This window comes from Mycolicibacterium sp. P4_G11, assembly GCF_056555145.1.
The window spans coordinates 182339-201258 of the sequence record NZ_JBFUJW010000001.1 but is presented as its reverse complement, the minus strand read 5'-3'; the positions used below and the strand labels follow the sequence as shown (position 1 = coordinate 201258).

The window sequence follows — 18920 nt, the reverse complement described above, 5'->3', positions numbered from 1 at the left end:
CAAGACCTTTGACGGGTGGACCGCAACCGGATCACTCCGATTTCCGTGGATCAGTGCTGAACGGTGCAAGCAGGAATTCGTCGACGAATCTGGCGAAGGTGTCGTCGACGAAGGCGGGGTCGGGGGCGGTGAAGAACTCGATGATCAAACCCTGGAAGGTGGCCAGAGCGATGCGTGAGCGGGTTTCTGCGATGTGATCGGGCATTCCGAGCGAGAGGAGGCGCGCTTTGGAGTTGCGGGTAAGTAAAGACAAGGTGTCCCAGGTGTATTCGCGATATGGGCTGTCGAGCCCGCATGCCGCGCCGAAGATTTGCAGCACGACCCGTAGGCTGTCGCGGCGTTCTCCGCGCGTGCACTCGTACCAGTCCTCGAAACACCATTGCCTATGCGCAGCGATGGAATCCGGCAAATCGAGCTCGTCGGTTTCCGGTATCGCCGCGCGCTGCTGACGGTGCAAGACCTCGAGCATGAGCTTTTCCTTGGTGCCGAAGTAGTACACCAGCATGCGGGCGCTCGTTCCCATCTCGGCAGCGAGCTCGCGCATGGAGGTATCGACCACACCGGTGCGCGCCAAAATGGCACCGGCGCAGGCCAATAGCTCTTCACGTTTCGCATGGTCGAACGGACGCGGCACGCTTGACTGTAACAGTTGCTTCGGATACTGATGGTGAGGTGCGGTTGAACACGAGGGCGGGGGGCGCTCGGTGAGCTTGGTTCGCGATGACGCCGATTCAGCGACCGACGACGCCCAGGCTGATACGTCAACGGCCGGTGTCGGTCGGCCGGTGCGTACCACCCGATGGGTCGCGATCCTCGCCGGCCTGGTGGGAGTCGTTGCGAGCGTTCTGATCCCGGTGTTGCCGGTTGTCCAGACCACCGCGACGCTGAACTGGCCGCAAGCTGGGCAGCTGGGCAACGTCACCGCGCCGCTGGTCTCGTTGACGCCGACGTCGCTGACAGCATCGGTGCCGTGCAGTCTGATTCGCGATATGCCAGCCTCAGGCGGATTGGTTCTGGGGACGGCGCCCGCGGCCGGTAAGCAGGCGATGCTCAATGGGCTCTTCGTCACCGCTACCGCACAGCGCGTCGATGTGGTCGCGCGCAACATCGTCATTCTCAGTGTGCCGCGCAGTCGCTTGAGCGCCCCGCAATGTCAGCAACTACAGCTCTCGTCGTCGACGGCAGGCACCTTCGCCTCGATCAGCGGCCTGACCGACCCCGACACGGGCACTCAATTACGCAGCGGCTTCGCGGATCCGAACCTGCGGCCCCAGATCGTTGGAGTGTTCACCGACCTGACCGACCCCGCCCCACCCGGGCTCACCTTCTCGGCAACGATCGACACCCGATTCACCAGCTCTCCCTCGCCGTTGAAGGCGGCGGCGATGGCGGCCGGCGTTACGGGCACAATCGTTGCGCTACTGGCGTTGTGGCGCCTCGATCGCCTCGACGGACGTCGCGCCCGGCGTCTCATACCCACCCGGTGGCGTTCCTTCACCGTCGTGGACGCCACGGTGATCGCGGTGTCCGTGTTCTGGTACGTCGCCGGCGCGGGATCCTCCGACGACGGCTACCAATTCGGCATGTCCAACACGGCCAGTCACGCCGGGTACATGGCCAATTACTTCCGCTGGTTCGGCAGCCCCGAGGACCCGTTCGGCTGGTACTACGACCTGATCGCCGCAATGACGCACATCAGTCACGCCAGCCTGTGGCTACGGCTGCCGGACTTGATCTGTGCGCTGGTGTGCTGGCTGCTGCTGTCCCGAGAGGTCATCCCCCGACTCGGCCCCGCGGTGGCCACCAGCCCTGCGGCCGCGTGGGCCGCGGCCTTGGTGTTCATCGCGGCGTGGATGCCCTTCAACAACGGATTACGTCCCGAAGGACAGATCGCCACCGGCGCCCTGATCACCTACGTTCTGGTGGAACGGGCGATCATCACCCGCCGCCTCACGCCGGTCGGACTGGCGATCGTCGTGGCCGCTTTCACCTTGGGCATCCAGCCCACCGGGATCATCGCGGCCGCTGTCTTGCTGGCCGGCGGGCGTCCCATCGTGCGCATCATCGTCGCCCGCGCACGAACGGTCGGGTTCGCGCCGGTGTTGTTGCCGCTGGCCACAGCCGGATTCGTCGTGCTGACAGTCGTTTTCGCGGACCAGACCCTGGCTGCGGTGGGCGAGGCCACCGCGGTGCGGACCGCCATCGGACCCGCCCAGCCCTGGTACACCGAGAACCTCCGGTATTTCTATCTGATCTTGCCGACCACCGACGCCGCCCTGTCGCGCCGCTTCGGAATCTTGATGACCATGGCGTGCGTCTTTCCCTCGATGCTGTTGTTGTTGCGCCGCAAACGAATTCCCGGAGTTGCCACCGGCCCCGTGTGGCGGCTGATCGGTGTCATCTTCGCGACCTTGTTCCTGCTGACGTTCGCCCCGACGAAATGGATTCACCACTTCGGCCTGTTCGCCGCCGTCGGTGCCGCGATGGCAGCGGTGGCCACCGTCCTGCTCGGCCCGACGGTGCTGCGTTCCCCACGCAACCGGATGGCGTTCCTGTCGGTCGTGCTCTTCGTCCTGGCTCTGTGTTTCGCCTCCACCAACGGGTTTTGGTACGTCTCCAGCTACGGCGTGCCGTTCAACGACAGCAGCCCCCACTGGGGACCGGTCACCGTCAGCGCTGTCCTGTTCGCGCTGTGCCTGCTGGCCGCCGGCTACGCGGGGTGGCTCCACCTGGCCCCGCCCGCCCACCGGGAATCCCGCGTCACCCAGCTGCTGACCGGCGCACCGGTACCGATTGCGGCCGGGGCCATGGTGCTGGTGTGCGTCGGGTCGATGCTGACCGGAGCGATCAAGGAATACCCGAGCTACTCCAATGGCTGGGCCAACCTGCGCGAGCTCGCCGGCGGCTGCGGCCTGGCCGACGACGTCCTCGTCGAACCAGACGCCAACGCCGGATTCCTCGCGCCTGAAGCCGGGCGCTACGGGCCTTTGGGCCCGTTGGGCGGAGCCGATCCGATCGGCTTCGATCCGAATGGTGTACCCGAACACACACTGGCAGAGTCGATTTGGCAGGACCACCCCAAATCAGGAACCGACTACGACTGGGACGCTCCCACAGCCCTCGACGCACCCGGAGCCAACGGCTCCAACGTCGTTTTACCCTACGGCCTGGACCCCGCCCGAGTGCCGATCGCCGGCAGTTTCACCGACGGTCCTCAACGCGTCAGCAGGCTCACCTCCGCGTGGTATCGACTCCCCACCGCCGATGCCGCCCACCCACTGGTGGTCATCACCGCCGCCGGCACCATCACCGGCAACAGCGTCCTGTCCGGACACACTGCAGCCCAAACTGTCGCGCTGGAATACGGCACCCCCGGCCCTGACGGGACACCCACCGCCCAAGGCCGACTCACGCCGTACGACATCGGCCCACAACCAGCCTGGCGCAACCTGCGTTTCCCCCGAACCCAGATTCCCTCCGACGCCCAATACGTCCGAGTGATTGCCGAAGACGACTCACTGGACGTCGGCGACTGGGTGGCCGTCACCCCGCCCCGCGCGCCCGAATTACGTTCGCTCCAAGAGTATTTGGGCTCGACGCAGCCGATCTTGCTGGACTGGGCCGTCGGCTTGGTGTTCCCCTGCCAGCAGCCCATGCTGCACGCCAACGGCGTCACACAAGTCCCCACCTACCGCATCTCCCCGGACTACCCCGCCAAGATCGAAATGCCCGACACCTGGCAATCCGGCGAAAACGGCGGCCCACTGGGAATCACAGACCTGCTGTTGCGCGCCCACGTGATGCCCACTTACCTCTCGCGCGACTGGGGCCGGGACTGGGGATCGCTGCGCCGATTCACACCCATCGCTGATGCACCCGAAGCGCATCTCGACCTCGGCACCGCTAGCCGCAGTGGACTGTGGAGCCCCGGCCCCATCCGCATCGGACCGTAGACACAGCGAGACGCAGGAAGAAATCCCGACGATCCATTTATATTTACTTGCATCTATATAGACGTCTAGGCATACTGGCTTCATGGACGTCTTCGAAGCGGTCGCCGAACCGAATCGGCGTGCTCTGCTCGACGTACTCGCCGAGGGCGAGTGCACGGCCGGTGAACTGGTCGCCACCCTCCCGGGCCTGACTCAGCCCACGGTCTCCCGGCACCTCCGGGTGCTGCGCGAGGTGGGGCTGGTCGAGGTCCGGCCCGATGCCCAACGACGCATCTACGCGCTGCGCGCCGACGGCCTGGTCGAGATGGACCAGTGGATCGACCGCTACCGCCGCTACTGGACCAACCATCTGGACGCCCTTGAGCGTCATCTTGATTCGACATCCGAGGAGGAACATGGCAACCGATGAACTCGAGGGAGTCGTCACGATCGACGGCGACCGCGCAACGCTGACGTTCGAGCGTCGACTGCGGCACCCCGTCGAACGGGTATGGGCCGCGATCACCGAGCCCGCGCATCGCGACATCTGGATGGGCAAGACCGTCATCGACGGCCGCGAGGGCGGCTCGATCGAAACGGTCGCCTCCGGCCCACCGGTGCCACCGGACCTGAAGCGCATGACCGGGCGCATCCTGGTCTGGGATCCGCCGCACGTGTTCGAGCACGAATGGCACCAGCAGATCGTCGAACCCGGCGTGGTCCGTTACGAACTCACCGCCGACGGCAGCGGCACGCTACTCCGGATGACGCATCGCGGCCTCGGAGTGCCCAACGCCAACGGATTCCGGCCCGGCACACAGGCTTTCCTCGACCGTCTGCAGGCGCTGCTCGACGGCACTCCCCTACCCAGCTGGCTGGAGCGATACGCCGAGATCGCCGGCCACAGCCCACTCGACGCCCCACCCACAGTTCCGCCCGCCTAGGAGAAATTGATGTCGGACAACACCTTTCACGACGCCCCGTCGGTGGTCGTCGCCTACCAGTCCGGGTTCGGCCACACCGCATTCCTCGCCGAGGCAGTGGCCGCCGGAGCTCGGTCCGCGGGCGCGGCCGTCACCCCGATCCGGTTGGGTGATGTGAGCGAACACGATTGGCAGGTGCTCGACGCGGCCGACGCGATCATCTTCGGCACCGCCACCTACATGGGCAACGTGTCGGCCGCGTTTCAGACGTTCGCCGAGCAGACGGGCCGTCGCTGCCAACAGGGCACCTGGCGCGACAAGGTGGCGGCAGGCTTCACCAACTCTGGAAGCAAGAGCGGCGATAAGCTCAATGCGCTTGTCTCACTGGCGGTTTTCGCCGCTCAGCATCACATGCACTGGGTCAATCTGGGTCTGAGTCCTGGCTGGAATCACTCCACGGCGAGCGAGGACGAACTGAACCGACTGGGCTTCTGGCTGGGCGCCGCCGCAGCGACCGACGTCGACGCAAATCCCGACGAGGTACATCCCTCTGACGTCGCGACCTGCGAGCACCTTGGCCGGCGGGTCGCCGAGGTCACTCGGCAGCTGGTCGCCGGACGCACTGTCGCGCAGGCTGATATGGAAGCCGTTACTGCAGGGGCCTGAGCCCCTCGAGCATCGTGGGCACCAACTCGGCAACGGTCGGGTGGATGTGCACGGTGTGCGTCATGGTGGTGTACGGGGCTTTGGCGGACATCAGATCGAGGATGCAGTGCACCACCTCGTCGCCGCCGACGCCGAGAATGGCCGCGCCGAGAATCTGGTTGGACTCGGCGTCGACCACGACCTTCATGAAGCCCTGGGTCTCCCCTTTTTCGATGGCCCGGCCGACGCGGGTCATCGGACGCTTACCCACCAATGCTTTTCGCCCAGATGCCAGAACCTGGGCCTCGGTCATGCCGGCCCGCCCCAGCGGCGGGTCGATGTACAGCGCGTAGGTGGGGATGCGGTCGCTGACCCGGCGCGGCTCGTTGTCCAGCAGGTTGGCCGCGACGATCTCGAAGTCGTTGTACGACGTGTGGGTGAACGCGCCCTTCCCGTTGCAGTCGCCCATGGCCCAGATGTGGTCGACGGTGGTGCGCAGCTGGTCGTCGACGGTGATGTATCCCCTGGAGTCGGTTGCCACCCCGGCCTTTTCGAGCCCCAGATCGTCGGTGTTGGGCACTCGGCCGACGGCAACCAGGAGGTGTGAGCCCGATACGACGGCGCTGCCGGTGCTGACCGCCACTCCGTCACCGTCCTTGGCAACGCGAATCTCGTCGGCGCCCAAATGGATTGTGATGCCCTCGCGCTCCAGGATGTCCTTGATGGCGACGCAGACGTCGTCGTCTTCGCGGGAAGCCAGCCGTGGCCCGCGTTCGACGACGGTGACCTCGGCGCCGAACCGGCGGAACATCTGCGCGAACTCGAGGCCGATGTAGCTGCCGCCGATGATCACCAGATGCTCTGGCACGGTGTCGAGTTCGAGGATGCCGACGTTGGTGAGGTAGTCGACGTCGGCCAGACCGGGGATGTCCGGGACCGTCGCGCGGCCACCGGTGTTGAGGAAGATCTGCTTGCCCGTGATCCGTTGGTCACCGACCTGGAGCGTGTGGGGGTCGATGAACCGGGCGTGTCCGCGCAGCAGCGTGCAGCCGTCCATGCCTTCGAGCCAGCTCTCGACGCCATCGCGATCCGCAGCGACGATGCCGTCCTTGCGACCCTTGACTTTTGCCATATCGACGGTGACTTCGCCGGTGCCGATGCCGTATTCGACACCGCGGCGGGCCAGGTGTGCGGCGTAGGCACTGGCGACCAACGTCTTGGTCGGGATACAGCCGTAGTTCACGCAGGTGCCGCCGACGAGCTTGCGCTCCACGATGGCAACGGTCTGGCCGGCGTCGACCAGCCTGCCGGCCAGGGGCGGTCCGGCCTGTCCCGCGCCGACGATGATGGCGTCGAATGCGGTGGCCTCAGACGACATAGGGACCGATCGCGCTCAGAGCGACGGCCGCTACCGCGAAGCCGCCTCCGACCGCGAGCACGTCCTCGGCGAGCGCCACCGGCAGGTCCTTTCCGCCGTTGCGCGCCACGAGGATTCGACGAGCGTGGAAGCCCGCCAAGGTACCGATCACCGCGCCGATCATTCCGCCGCCCATGCCGATGAACGTGTGGTGCCATCCGGCGCCGATGACCGCGCCGGCGAACGCACCGGTGAGCAACCGGGCCCCGAACTGCGCCGGCACTGTCCGCGCCGGAGTCTTGGGCAGCTGATCGGTGATCAACTCGACCACCAGCAGGATGGTCAGCACCGTCACGGTGATCGGGTGGCCGACCCATTCGGCCCAGGTACCTGCCAACGGCAACCAGCCGAGCTTGGCAGCCCAGGCCACCACCGCGGGCGGAGTGAGGGCCCGCAGGCCCGCAACCACACCGATGAGTAAGGCGAACAACAGAACCAGCGCTTGCGTCACGTGACCCTCCAGTCGGAAGTGCAGGTTGTCGAACCTACGGGGACGCTAACACCGGCACGGGTCAGAAGCGACAGAACCGAATATCGGAAGCGAGGATTGCCTTGGCACCAATGGCCGTCAGCTCGTCCATGATCGCGTTGACCTCCCGGCGCGGCACCAGGGCGCGCACGGCCACCCAGTCGGCATCCGCCAACGGCGCGATGGTCGGCGATTCGAGACCCGGCGTGATTGCCGTCGCCTGCTCCAAAACGGTGCGGGGGCAGTCGTAGTCGAGCATCAGGTACTGCTGCCCGAAGACCACACCCTGGATACGAGCCGCGAGCTGGTCGCGAGCCTGATCGGGCGCCGCGTCGGCACGCTCGATCAGCACGCCCTCCGAATCGCACAGCGATTCGCCGAAGGCCACCAGATTGTGCAGCGCCAAGGTCCGACCGGAGCCGACGACGTCAGCGATCGCGTCGGCCACGCCGAGCTGGATCGAGATCTCCACCGCGCCGTCGAGGCGGATCACAGTGGCCTCAATCCCCTTGTCGGCCAGGTCTTTCCGCACCAGGTTCGGGTAAGCACTGGCGACGCGCTTACCGGCGAGGTCGGCGACCGACCAGTCCCGGCCCGCGGGCGCGGCGTACCGGAACGTCGACGAGCCGAAGCCCAGCGCCAGCCGCTCACGGACAGGCGCCATCGACTCAGCGGCCAGGTCGCGGCCGGTGATGCCGAAGTCCAGCTGCCCGGACCCCACATAGATCGCAATGTCCTTGGGCCGCAGGAAGAAGAACTCGACCTTGTTCACCGGGTCGACGACCGTCAGGTCCTTGGGATCGGTGCGGCGGCGGTATCCGGCCTCGGACAGGATGTGGGCGGCCGACTCGCTGAGCGCGCCCTTGTTCGGGACGGCGACGCGGAGCATGCCGTTGGTCTCGTTCGTCGCGGTGTTCACAGCTTGCCGTACACGTCGTCGAGGGTCAGGCCGCGCTTGATCATCAGCACCTGCGTCCAGTACAGGAGCTGGCTGATCTCGCCGGCCAGCTCGTCGTCGCTCTCGTATTCGGCGGCGATCCACACTTCGCCGGCCTCTTCGATGATCTTCTTGCCCAGGTGATGCACCCCGGCGTCCAACGCTGCGACGGTGCCGCTGCCGGCCGGCCGGGTCTGCGCTCGCTCACTGAGCTCGGCGAATAGCGCATCGAAGGTCTTCACGGGCTGCAATTGTTTCACGCTGCGGACGTGGGCTGTGCACGTGGCTGCCCGGGGCGCCGCGGCGGCAGCACACCCAGTCTCGAAAAAACTTTGGTCACTTTGTTTTCGCTGGTCACAGTAGGTAACTAGCGTCACATTTCCCGCGGTTTCTTGTCAGTGATTCGAACTAGTGTTCGAGTATGGACATTGCCAGCGCCGCCGCCGTGGAGGAGGTCTACGCGGACCTCGACACGGCCCAGGCTGGTGCCGCCGCGGTGGACTACATGGCCTTGTCGGTGCCGGAGTTGTTGGCGGTGCAGTCCCACCGTGAGCAGATGCGGTGTGCCGCCGAAGCCGTTGATCATGCCGTGGTGGCCGCGTTGCAGGCCCAAACCACCGCCACGGAGATCGGGGCGAAAAACTGGCCTGACGTGCTGCGTGTCCGGAATCGGCTCGGTGCCGAGGAGGCTCGCCGCCGGGTCCGGCACGCCGAACTCCTGGGCCCCCGCCGGTCCCTGACCGGGGAGGTGCTGGCGCCGCTGCGCCCGCATGTCGCGGCTGCGGTCGCTGCGGGAGCGATCAATGCTGATCATGTCGATGTCATCGAATCGTTCTTCGCCAAACTGCCCACCTGGGCGGCACTGGCCGCCCTCGATGAATCTGAACTGGCGCTGGTGGCCGCCGCCCGCAACCTCACTCCCGAAGGGTTGCGGTCGGTGGTCAAACGCAAGCTCTACGAACTCGATCAGGACGGCCCCGAACCCGATGACCGCGACCCGGAACCCGACCGCGAGCGGGGCATCGTGATGGGTAAACAGTGTCCCGATGGCAGCAGCGAGATCCGGGGTCGGCTCACCCCGCAGGCGCGGGCCCTCTACGAAGCGTTGATGGTCAAGTACGCCGCTCCCGGCATGTGCAACCCCGCCGACGAACACCCCTGCACCTCGGGAACCCCGACCCAAGAGCAGATCGACAACGACCACCGCACCCTGGCCCAGCGCCAGCACGATGCCTGGGTCACGATGGGCCGACTGCTGCTCTCCGCTGATCTGGGTGAGCACAACGGCTTCCCAGTCACCATTGTGGCAACCTGCACCCTCGAACAACTCGAGCAGCGCGCCGGGGTCGCACAGACGCACACCGGATCGGACCTGCCGGTCACGGATCTGGTGACTCTGGCCGCCCAGGCCGGGGCGTCCTGCTACCTCACGGTCTTCGACAACCATGCCGATGTTCCGCTGTATCTGGGTCGGGCACGGCGCACCGCCACCACCGGCCAACGCCTGGCCCTGTTCGCCCGCGACAAAGGCTGCACCCGCCCCGACTGCACCCGACCCGCCGCCGACTGCCAAGCCCACCACGCCGTCACCGACTGGCGTCACGGCGGACGCACCGACATCACCGACCTCACGCTGGCCTGCGGCCCCGACAACCGCCTGGCCACCGACGGCGGCTGGACCACAGAAATGCGAAACGGCCGCGCACACTGGACCCCACCACCACTGCTCGACGTCGGCCAACCAAGAACCAACACCATCTACCAACCCCAGCTCTATCCCACCGAGAGCGGAGACGACGAAGGCGGTGAAAGTAACAGTCCCGCAAACTGATACGGCGCGATGAGCTGGTCGCGCCAGGGTGGCGGCTGCCCGTGCAGGTGAGGCCGTTCCCGTCGACTGAGCCGATCCGCCGTGGCGATCCAGTGGCCCGGCAGCGGCCCCGTCAATGGCTAGGAGCCGCCCTTGTTGCCGTTGCCGGACTGGCCCGAATCACCGGACTGGCCCGCAGCACCAGGCCGACCCGCATCACCGGATCGGCCACCGCCTGACTTGCCGCTGGAGCCCGACTTCTTGTTGCGCGACAATGACTTTCCAGTGTCAGATGTTGCGGTGTCGGACTTGCCGGCGTCACTCTTCCCAGCACCCGCTTTCGCGCCGCCACTATTGCCGCGGACGCCGGGGGTGTTCAGCTGATCGGGCGCCGGACGTCCCTGCGGTTTGCCGTTGTCGGCCTCGGCGGCGGCGAAATCGGTGGTAGCAGCGGTCGGCACCACGAGTGCCGGCTTCAGGCGCCTCTGCATGAAGCCACGGGGCGCAACTGAGGGCGCCTTCACGACATCGGCGTCCACGTCGGCGCCGGTGGCCCGCGGCTGTCCTTTGCCGGCTGCGGTGGGATCTGGCGGGGCCGCCGTGGGGTCTGGCACTGCCGCAGTAGGGGCAACGGTTTTCGCCGAGACGGGCGCCGGCACCGCTGCGAACGGCAGCAAGTTGAGTATCGGGGCAGCGATGGAGTTGAAAATTGTGAGCGGCACGCCCACGACCAATCCATACAAGATGATGCCCAAGAACACGAAGGGCCCGAAGACCGCTGCCAATTCGGGCGTACTGACCAACGGCTGGGCCAACGTCAGGAACGCCGTCGACAGCGCGGACACAATCGCCTGCTCGATAACTGCGACGGCCCCAGCAGGCTGCGGCGTGGGTAGCGATGTTGACGTGGCTGCCAAAGACGTTGGAGCCGTGCCGGATCCGACCTTCGGCGTCATCGCGGCTGCGGCGCCGAGATTCGAGCCGCCACCTACCACCACGTGCGCTGCGGCCGCCATCAAGTCGGCGTGGGTGGCCACGAATTGGTCCAGCGGGGCCCATTGCGCCGACATCGACGTATTCACAGCCGCTACCCGGGCAGCACTGATGGCGACCGCGGGATCACGCCCCGGAGGGGCCGCACCCACAAAGCCGACCACCACGATCACGGCCGTGGCGACCGCGATAAGAACGTTCAGACGAGCCACACAACGAGAGCCGCCGTTGACCATTGCGCACCCCTTCCGTGAAGGAGCGTCAGAACCACGGCAGCACCAACGCTCACCGCCGATAATTATCTACAACGTCAATACCGACGGCATCAGCCATCTGACGGATATTCGCTGGATTTGGGACCCGGCTCAGTCAGTCATTTCAGTCGTACAAGACAGCCGGCGGCGTCACTTTGCCAGCAACTCGGCGTGCATATCTTCCAGCGCAACGCCTTTGGTTTCACGAACCCACTTGGCGACGAAGACCAGCGACAGCAAAGCGCACAGCGCGTAGAAGCCGTATGCGACGCCCAGCGTGCTGCGCAGTTCGGGGAAGCTGACAGTGATCGCCCAGTTGGCGACCCACTGGCCGGCCGCGGCCAGACCCAGCGCCGCGGCACGGATGCGGTTGGGGAACATCTCCCCCAGCAGCACCCACACCACCGGCCCCCAGGACATACCGAATGCCACCACGAACAGGTTGGCGGCGATCAAGGCGACGGGCCCTTCGACGCCACCCAACTGCGGAACACCGTTCACCTGCGGGGCGGTGCCGAAGATGACCGCCATGGTGGCCAGCGTCACCGTCATCCCGGCCGAGCCGACGAGCAGCAGTGGTTTGCGACCGACCTTGTCGATCAGCATGATCGCGACGACCGTCGTCAAGATGTTCACCACCGACGTGATGACGGTGATGACGAACGACGAGCTCTCGTCGAAACCTACGGCCTCCCACAGCACGTTCGAGTAGTAGAAGATCACGTTGATGCCCACGAACTGCTGGAACACCGACAGCGCCAGACCGACCCAGACGATGCCGTAAAGACTCAAGGGTCCGCCGCCGGGCTTGCACATGTCACGCCAGGTGGGCTTCGACTCGGACTCGAGCGTCCGCTGGATGCGATCGATGGTGATCTCCAGATTCTTCTCCCCCAGCAACATGGTGAGCACCTTGCGGGCTTCCGGAATCCGATGCGTGGCAACGAGATAACGCGGCGATTCGGGAATCGTGAAGGCCAGTAGGCCGTACACCACTGCGGGGATGGCCATCAGGATGAACATCCAGCGCCAGGCCTCCAGACCCAGCCACAGCACGCTGCTCGCGCCACCGGCCAAGTGCGCCAGCAGCGCGTCGACCGCCAGCGACAGGAAGATGCCGCTGACGATGGCCAGTTGCTGCAGGGACCCGAGCCGACCACGGATGCTCGTCGGCGATGTTTCGGCGATGTAGGCCGGCGCGATCACCGACGCGATGCCCACGCCAAGGCCACCGACAATGCGGAACGCGACCAGTACCTCGATGCTCGTCGCCACGCCGGCCCCGATCGCGCTGACAAAGAACAGCAGCGCGGCCAGCTTCATCACGGTGAGTCGACCGACGCGGTCCGCCAGCCGCCCGGCCGTCATGGCGCCCACCGCCGCACCGAGCAGCGCCGAGGCGACCGCAATGCCCAAGGCCTGGTCGCCGATGTCGAAGTACTGCTGAATCGACTTCACCGCACCGTTGATGACGGCACTGTCGTAGCCGAAGAGCAAACCGCCGAGCGCCGCTACCGACGCGATGCGCACGGCACTGCGGCCGGAGTCGAACTCCTCGTCATCGAAGATCGCCGATGTGTCGTCACCGATCGGGCCATGGGACATCGGACGTCCTTTCGCAGCGCTGCGTGGTGTGCGTCAACGATCGCACAGCAGACCCCACTACCGGACCAGAACTAGCGGCTACGAACACATTTCGGTGTAGATGTCACGAAGGTCCGCGACGCCGAGCCCGGCCAGCGTTTCGATGTGCCGGCGGCGTGGCCCGTCGGGCACTGCGACGTCATTGGGCACCACCAGCACGACGCAGCCCGCGGCATCCGCCGACTGCGCACCGGTCACCGAATCCTCGATCGCCAGGCAGTCCTGCGGCGCGACCCCGAGCAGTTCGGCGGCGCGCTGGTACGGAGCCGGATGCGGCTTACCGTCGGGCACCTCGTCACCGCAGACGGTGACCGTAAAGTAGTGACTACCAATGGTTTTCAGCGCCTGCTCGGTCAGCGTGCGCCGGGTGTTGGTCACGAGCGCCAGCGGAATCTCGCTGGCGGCCAACGTTTCCAACAACTCCTGCGCACCGGGCCGCCACGGCAGCCCCTGCTCGAACAGCTCACCGGTGTAGTCATGCAGCCAGTCCGCGGACTCGGCCATGGATTCCGGGGTCGGGTCCAGACCAAGATCGTCGTACACGATGCGCATGACGTTCTCCGCCGAGCCACCGACCGTCGTCTCCCGCACCGCGTCGGTCAGCACCCCGCCCTTTTGGGCGTAGAAGGCGTGCATCGCGACGTCCCACAGCTTTTCGGAGTCGACGAGCGTGCCATCCATGTCGAAGAGCACAGCTTTGAGCGTGGGGCGGGCGAAGCTGGGGCGGGAGATGGGTATCAGTCCTCCGGGTTATATCCGAGGTTGGGTGCCAGCCAGCGCTCGGCTTCTTTCAGCGTCCAACCTTTACGTCGTGCGTAGTCGGCGACCTGGTCCTGCGCCAGCCGGCCGACCACGAAGTACTGCGACTGCGGGTGCGAGAAGTACCAGCCGCTGACGGCCGCGCCGGGCCACATCGCCATCGACTCGGTCAGCTCGATGCCAGCTCGTTCCTGGACGTCCATCAGCTCCCAGAGCGTCGCCTTCTCGGTGTGCTCGGGGCAGGCCGGATAGCCGGGCGCCGGGCGGATGCCGACGTACTTCTCCCCGATAAGCGCCTCGTTGTCCAGCTGCTCGTCGGGCTGGTATCCCCAGAACTCCTCGCGGACCCGCTGGTGCATCCGTTCGGCGAATGCCTCGGCCAATCGGTCGGCGATGGACTCCAGCAGGATGGCGCTGTAGTCGTCGATGGCGGCCTTGAACTCCATGATCTTGTCCTGGCTGCCGAGCCCGGCGGTGACCGCGAAGGCGCCGACGTAGTCGGCCAGACCTGTGTCCTTGGGCGCGATGAAGTCACCCAACGACTTGTTCGGGATGCCGGCGCGGTGCTCGCCCTGCTGACGCAGGTTGTGCAGCGTGGTGAGCACCTCGGACCGCGATTCGTCGGTGTAGACCTGGATGTCGTCGCCGACCGCGTTCGCCGGGAAGAAACCGATCACGCCGTTGGCGCGCAGCCACTTCTCCTTGATCAGGGTGTCGAGCATCTCCTGGGCATCGTCGTACAACTTGCGCGCGGCCTCGCCCGACGCCGGGTTGTTGAGGATGTCGGGGAACTTGCCCTTCATCTCCCAGGCGTTGAAGAACGGCTGCCAGTCGATGTACTCGCGCAGTTCGGCCAGGTCGTAGTCGAGAAACTCCCGAACGCCGACGCCCTGGGCGGGCACCGGCGGCGTGTAGCCGTCCCATTCGATCGGCGTCCGGTTGGCGCGGGCCTTCTCCAGCGTCAGCATCGGCCGCTCGTGCTTCTGGGCGTGGCGTTCGCGCAGGGCCGCGTAGTCCTTTTCGGTGGCTTCCATCAGAGCGGGACGCTGCTTGTCGTCGAGCAGCGCGGCCGCCACCGGCACCGAGCGGGACGCGTCCTTGACCCAGACCACCGGGCCGCTGCGGCGCGGCGAAATCTTCACGGCCGTATGGGCACGCGAGGTCGTGGCGCCACCGATCAGCAGCGGGATCTCCAGGCCTTCGCGTTCCATCTCGACGGCGAAGTTGACCATCTCGTCGAGGGACGGGGTGATCAGGCCGGACAGCCCGATGATGTCGGCCTTGTGCTCCTTGGCGGCGTCCAGGATCTTCTGGGCAGGCACCATCACACCGAGGTCGACCACGGTGTAGTTGTTGCACTGCAGGACAACCCCGACGATGTTCTTGCCGATGTCGTGGACGTCGCCCTTCACGGTCGCCATCACGATGGTGCCGTTGGTCGTCTCGGCGTCACCCGGCTGCTTCTCCGCCTCGATGTACGGCAGCAGGTAGGCGACGGCCTTCTTCATCACGCGGGCCGACTTCACGACCTGCGGCAGGAACATCTTGCCCGCGCCGAAGAGGTCGCCGACGACGTTCATGCCGTCCATCAGCGGGCCCTCGATCACCTCGATCGGGCGGCCTCCCGCGGCGGAGATTTCGGCGCGCAGTTCCTCGGTGTCGGCGTCGACGTCCGCGTCGATGCCCTTGACCAGCGCGTGCGTGATCCGCTCGCGGACCGGAAGGCTGCGCCACTCGGCCGCCTTGGGGTCCTCGCTCTTCTCCGACTTGTTGAACCGTTCGGCGATCTCCAGCAGCCGCTCGGCGGCGTCCTCACGACGGTTCAGGACCACGTCCTCGATGCGGTCCCGCAGCTCGGGGTCGATCGAGTCATACGGCACCAGCGCACCGGCGTTGACGATGCCCATGTCCAGGCCGGCCTTGATGGCGTGGAACAGGAACACCGCGTGAATGGCCTCGCGGACGGGGTTGTTGCCGCGGAACGAGAACGACACGTTCGAGATGCCGCCGGAGATGTGCACGCCCGGCAGGTTCTCCTTGATCCAGGCGCAGGCCTCGATGAAGTCGATCCCGTACGTCGCGTGCTCCTCGATACCGGTCGCCAGCGCGAAGCAGTTCGGGTCGAAGATGATGTCCTCGGCCGGGAAGCCGACCTCTTCGGTCAGGATCCGGTAGGCACGTCCGCAGATCTCCTTGCGGCGCTCCAGATTGTCGGCCTGCCCCTGCTCGTCGAAGGCCATCACGACGACGGCGGCACCGTACTTGCGGCACAGCCGGGCCTCGCGGATGAACTTCTCCTCGCCCTCCTTCATGGAGATCGAGTTGACGATCGGCTTGCCCTGCACGTTCTTCAGGCCCGCCTCGATGACCTCCCACTTGGAGGAGTCGATCATCACGGGAACGCGGCTGATGTCCGGTTCGGCCGCGATCAGCTTGGTGAACCGGTCCATCGCGGCGATGCCGTCGATCATGCCCTCGTCCATGTTGATGTCGATGACTTGTGCACCGACCTCGACCTGCTGCAGGGCGACCGACAGGGCGGTGTCGTAATCCTCGGCCTTGATGAGGTTGCGGAACCGCGCGGAGCCGGTGATGTTGGTGCGCTCACCGATGTTCACGAACAGCGAGTCTTCGGTGATGTTGAGCGGCTCCAGGCCCGACAACCGGGTAGCCACGGGGATCTCGGGCAGCTCGCGAGGCGCCTTGCCCTCGACGACCCTGGCGATCTCGGCGATGTGCGGCGGCGCCGTGCCGCAGCAACCGCCCACCAGGTTGACCAGGCCGGCCTCGGCGAACTCCTCGATGTAGCCGGCCTGCCGCTCCGGCGACTCGTCGTACTCACCAAAGGCGTTGGGCAGACCCGCATTCGGGTAGCAGGAGACGAACGTGTCCGCGATCCGCGCCACCTCGGCGATGTACGGCCTCATCTCGGGCGCACCCAGGGCGCAGTTGAGGCCGACGGCGAGGGGCCTGGCGTGCCGGATCGCATTCCAGAACGCCTCGGTGACCTGACCGGACAACGTTCGTCCGGACGCGTCGGTGATGGTGCCCGAGATGATCAACGGCCAGCGGCGACCGCGCTGCTCGAAGAGCGTCTCGACGGCGAACACCGCGGCCTTGGCGTTCAGCGAGTCGAAGATCGTCTCGATGATGAGAATGTCGGAGCCGCCGTCGACCAGGCCGTTGGCGGCCTCCAGGTAGGCGGCGACCAGCTGGTCGTACGAGACGTTGCGCGCACCCGGATCGTTGACGTCGGGCGAGATCGACGCGGTGCGCGTCGTCGGGCCAAGCGCGCCGGCGACGTAGCGCGGCTTCTCCGGGGTGCTGAATTCGTCGGCGGCCTCGCGAGCCAGGGCGGCGCCCGCGTAGTTCAGCTCGTAGGCGAACGCCTCCATGCCGTAGTCGGCGAGCGAGACCGCGTTCGCGTTGAACGTGTTGGTCTCCAGGATGTCCGCGCCCGCTTCGAGGTACTCGCGGTGGATGCCTTCGATGATCTGCGGCTGCGTCAAGGTGAGCAGGTCGTTGTTGCCGATGAGGTCACTCGGCCAGTCCTTGAACCGCTCGCCGCGGTAGCCGGCCTCGTCGGGCCTGTCCCGCTGGATCGCCGTGCCCATGGCGCCGTCGATGACCATGATCCGCTGCCCCAGCGCAGCCGTGAGTTCGTCGGTGCAGTCGGGGCGGATGTTCGGCACGAAAGTCTTCACCGGGGCGGCAGTCACATGCGTTCCTTCCATTGCGGAAGGCGTCCTTAACTCTGCCGAGCGTGGCGGATACCGGGCCGACCGGATTCCGTTGCAACGCCTCTCGACGCCAAAGAGTCTACGTCGTCAGCTGACAGACGTTCGGACGCCCACGTTGGACAGTTGTTTGTCCAGTGCAGTCACATCAACATGGTAGGCCGGGCTGCCAAACCGGTTTGCCGGCCCGACCCGCCCCGGGGTAGCGCTCACAGGCGCCGATAAGGGCTTACGCTGGCGTTGTGAGCCCCGCCGACCGGCCCCTCCTCCAGGGACTTGACCTGCCCGAACTGCACGATGCCGTCGTCGTCGCTGCATTCGAGGGGTGGAATGACGCGGGGGACGCCGCCAGTGACGCCCTCGAGCACCTGGATGCCATGTGGGAGGCCCGGACCATCGTCGAGATCGACGATGAGAGCTACTACGACTACCAGGTGAATCGTCCCGTGATCCGCCAGGTGGACGGCGTCACGCGCGAGCTGGTGTGGCCGTCGATGAGCATCTCGCACTGCCGCCCGCCGGGTTCGGATCGAGACGTGGTGCTGATGCACGGCGTCGAACCGAACATGCGGTGGCGCACCTTCTGCGCCGAGCTGCTGGCGATCCTGGACAAGCTCAACGTGCACACCGTCGTCATCTTGGGTGCACTGCTCGCCGACACCCCGCACACCCGCCCGGTGCCGGTGTCCGGCGCGGCGTACTCAGCAGATTCGGCCAAGTTCTTCGGGCTCGAGGAGACCCGCTACGAGGGGCCGACCGGCATCGCCGGGGTTTTCCAGGACGCCTGCGTGCAGGCCGGCATCCCGGCCGTCACGTTCTGGGCGGCGGTGCCGCACTACGTGTCAGCGCCCCCGTGCCCCAAGGCCACCGTCGCGCTGCTGCGTCGTGTCGAAGACGCCCTCGACGTCGAGGTGCCCCTCGGCGACCTGCCGGCGCAGGCCGAGGAGTGGGAGCTGTCGGTCACCGAGATGACGGCCGACGACGAGGAGATCGCCGAATACGTGCAGTCCCTCGAGGAACGCGGCGACGCCGAGGTCGACATGAACGAGGCACTCGGCAAGATCGACGGCGACGCCCTGGCCGCGGAGTTCGAGCGATACCTGAAGCGCCGCGGACGGTAGGCCGCCGGGCGGCGCTTGGAGTTTGCCTACCGCCGATGCTCACCCGCAATGATATTCGCGCGGCTAACCACCGCGTATTGCGCGTGAAAAGTACGTCGTGTGCCACTCGACAGCGATTCGGACTGCCCTGAATCAGGCTTTCAGCAAAATCGCGTCGCGATTGTAATTGATTGAGCAATGGAATGGACAGTCTGTGCCATGAGCATTGCGACTAATGAATTCTCCGGGAAATTGCACTGGCCGAGGAGTACAAGGTAGACGGGGACAACTCGATTCTGC

Annotated in this window: 15 protein-coding genes; 6 read left to right on the top strand and 9 right to left on the bottom strand. The window is 66.1% G+C overall.

The annotated features are described in order from the left end of the window. Positions 1-31: 31 nt before the first annotated feature. Positions 32-634 (bottom strand): TetR/AcrR family transcriptional regulator, encoded by a 603-nt coding sequence (locus tag AC1U2B_RS00975; protein WP_480215345.1) that lies wholly within the window; start codon positions 632-634, stop codon positions 32-34. Between the two features lie 70 nt (positions 635-704). Here AC1U2B_RS00975 and AC1U2B_RS00970 point away from each other — a divergent pair, with 70 nt between their 5' ends. The 4 genes from AC1U2B_RS00970 (at position 705) to AC1U2B_RS00955 (ending at position 5521) form a co-directional block, all read left to right on the top strand. After that, positions 705-3953 carry an arabinosyltransferase domain-containing protein gene (locus tag AC1U2B_RS00970; RefSeq protein ID WP_480215344.1) on the top strand — a complete coding sequence of 1083 codons (3249 nt, stop codon included), beginning with the start codon at positions 705-707 and terminating at the stop codon, positions 3951-3953. An 82-nt stretch (positions 3954-4035) separates the two neighbouring features. Next, complete coding sequence (locus AC1U2B_RS00965) at positions 4036-4362, top strand: ArsR/SmtB family transcription factor (protein WP_480215343.1); 327 nt, start codon at positions 4036-4038, stop codon at positions 4360-4362. Further along, positions 4349-4876 carry an SRPBCC family protein gene (locus AC1U2B_RS00960; protein WP_480215342.1) on the top strand — a complete coding sequence of 176 codons (528 nt, stop codon included), beginning with the start codon at positions 4349-4351 and terminating at the stop codon, positions 4874-4876. Before AC1U2B_RS00965 ends, AC1U2B_RS00960 begins: the two co-directional genes overlap by 14 nt. Positions 4877-4885: 9 nt before the next feature. After that, entirely contained in the window at positions 4886-5521 is a 636-nt protein-coding gene (locus AC1U2B_RS00955) for a flavodoxin family protein (RefSeq protein ID WP_480215341.1), read from the top strand. Here AC1U2B_RS00955 and AC1U2B_RS00950 read toward each other — a convergent pair. From AC1U2B_RS00950 to AC1U2B_RS00935, 4 genes are all read right to left on the bottom strand, one after another. Continuing rightward, positions 5505-6878 carry an FAD-containing oxidoreductase gene (locus tag AC1U2B_RS00950; RefSeq protein ID WP_480215340.1) on the bottom strand — a complete coding sequence of 458 codons (1374 nt, stop codon included), beginning with the start codon at positions 6876-6878 and terminating at the stop codon, positions 5505-5507. The genes AC1U2B_RS00955 and AC1U2B_RS00950 overlap by 17 nt on opposite strands. Continuing rightward, entirely contained in the window at positions 6868-7368 is a 501-nt protein-coding gene (locus tag AC1U2B_RS00945) for a DUF4126 family protein (protein ID WP_480215339.1), read from the bottom strand. Before AC1U2B_RS00945 ends, AC1U2B_RS00950 begins: the two co-directional genes overlap by 11 nt. Positions 7369-7429: 61 nt before the next feature. Further along, positions 7430-8275, bottom strand: coding sequence for an ATP phosphoribosyltransferase (gene hisG / locus AC1U2B_RS00940; RefSeq protein WP_043401054.1), 846 nt, complete (start codon positions 8273-8275; stop codon positions 7430-7432). A 26-nt stretch (positions 8276-8301) separates the two neighbouring features. Continuing rightward, positions 8302-8583: a phosphoribosyl-ATP diphosphatase gene (locus AC1U2B_RS00935; RefSeq protein ID WP_043401046.1), complete on the bottom strand. Its 282-nt coding sequence runs from the start codon at positions 8581-8583 to the stop codon at positions 8302-8304. Between the two features lie 161 nt (positions 8584-8744). Here AC1U2B_RS00935 and AC1U2B_RS00930 point away from each other — a divergent pair, with 161 nt between their 5' ends. After that, the gene (locus AC1U2B_RS00930; protein ID WP_480215338.1) at positions 8745-10154 is read left to right on the top strand and encodes an HNH endonuclease signature motif containing protein; all 1410 of its coding nucleotides are present in this window, start codon (positions 8745-8747) and stop codon (positions 10152-10154) included. A gap of 119 nt (positions 10155-10273) precedes the next feature. On the opposite strand, the gene AC1U2B_RS00925 is transcribed toward AC1U2B_RS00930, so the two are convergent. From AC1U2B_RS00925 to metH, 4 genes are all read right to left on the bottom strand, one after another. Further along, on the bottom strand, positions 10274-11338 hold the full coding sequence (locus AC1U2B_RS00925) for a hypothetical protein (protein WP_480215337.1): 1065 nt from the start codon (positions 11336-11338) through the stop codon (positions 10274-10276). Positions 11339-11530: 192 nt separating this feature from the next. After that, positions 11531-12985, bottom strand: coding sequence for a sugar porter family MFS transporter (locus AC1U2B_RS00920; protein WP_480215336.1), 1455 nt, complete (start codon positions 12983-12985; stop codon positions 11531-11533). 78 nt (positions 12986-13063) lie between these two features. Further along, positions 13064-13717 carry an HAD family hydrolase gene (locus tag AC1U2B_RS00915; RefSeq protein WP_480215335.1) on the bottom strand — a complete coding sequence of 218 codons (654 nt, stop codon included), beginning with the start codon at positions 13715-13717 and terminating at the stop codon, positions 13064-13066. Positions 13718-13761: 44 nt separating this feature from the next. Further along, complete coding sequence (metH, locus tag AC1U2B_RS00910; RefSeq protein ID WP_480215334.1) at positions 13762-17517, bottom strand: methionine synthase; 3756 nt, start codon at positions 17515-17517, stop codon at positions 13762-13764. A 245-nt stretch (positions 17518-17762) separates the two neighbouring features. On the opposite strand from metH, the gene AC1U2B_RS00905 reads away from it, so the two are divergent. After that, entirely contained in the window at positions 17763-18641 is an 879-nt protein-coding gene (locus AC1U2B_RS00905) for a PAC2 family protein (RefSeq protein WP_480215333.1), read from the top strand. The last annotated feature ends 279 nt before the right edge of the window (positions 18642-18920 follow it).

What these genes read in the sequence shown, in the direction of transcription:
- AC1U2B_RS00965 (WP_480215343.1), top strand. Translation starts at nt 4,036, where the DNA reads ATGGACGTCTTCGAAGCGGTCGCCGAACCGAATCGGCGTGCTCTGCTC.
- AC1U2B_RS00930 (WP_480215338.1), top strand. Translation starts at nt 8,745, where the DNA reads ATGGACATTGCCAGCGCCGCCGCCGTGGAGGAGGTCTACGCGGACCTC.
- AC1U2B_RS00955 (WP_480215341.1), top strand. Translation starts at nt 4,886, where the DNA reads ATGTCGGACAACACCTTTCACGACGCCCCGTCGGTGGTCGTCGCCTAC.
- AC1U2B_RS00920 (WP_480215336.1), bottom strand. Translation starts at nt 12,985, where the DNA reads ATGTCCCATGGCCCGATCGGTGACGACACATCGGCGATCTTCGATGAC.
- hisG (WP_043401054.1), bottom strand. Translation starts at nt 8,275, where the DNA reads ATGCTCCGCGTCGCCGTCCCGAACAAGGGCGCGCTCAGCGAGTCGGCC.
- AC1U2B_RS00950 (WP_480215340.1), bottom strand. Translation starts at nt 6,878, where the DNA reads ATGTCGTCTGAGGCCACCGCATTCGACGCCATCATCGTCGGCGCGGGA.
- AC1U2B_RS00960 (WP_480215342.1), top strand. Translation starts at nt 4,349, where the DNA reads ATGGCAACCGATGAACTCGAGGGAGTCGTCACGATCGACGGCGACCGC.
- metH (WP_480215334.1), bottom strand. Translation starts at nt 17,517, where the DNA reads ATGGAAGGAACGCATGTGACTGCCGCCCCGGTGAAGACTTTCGTGCCG.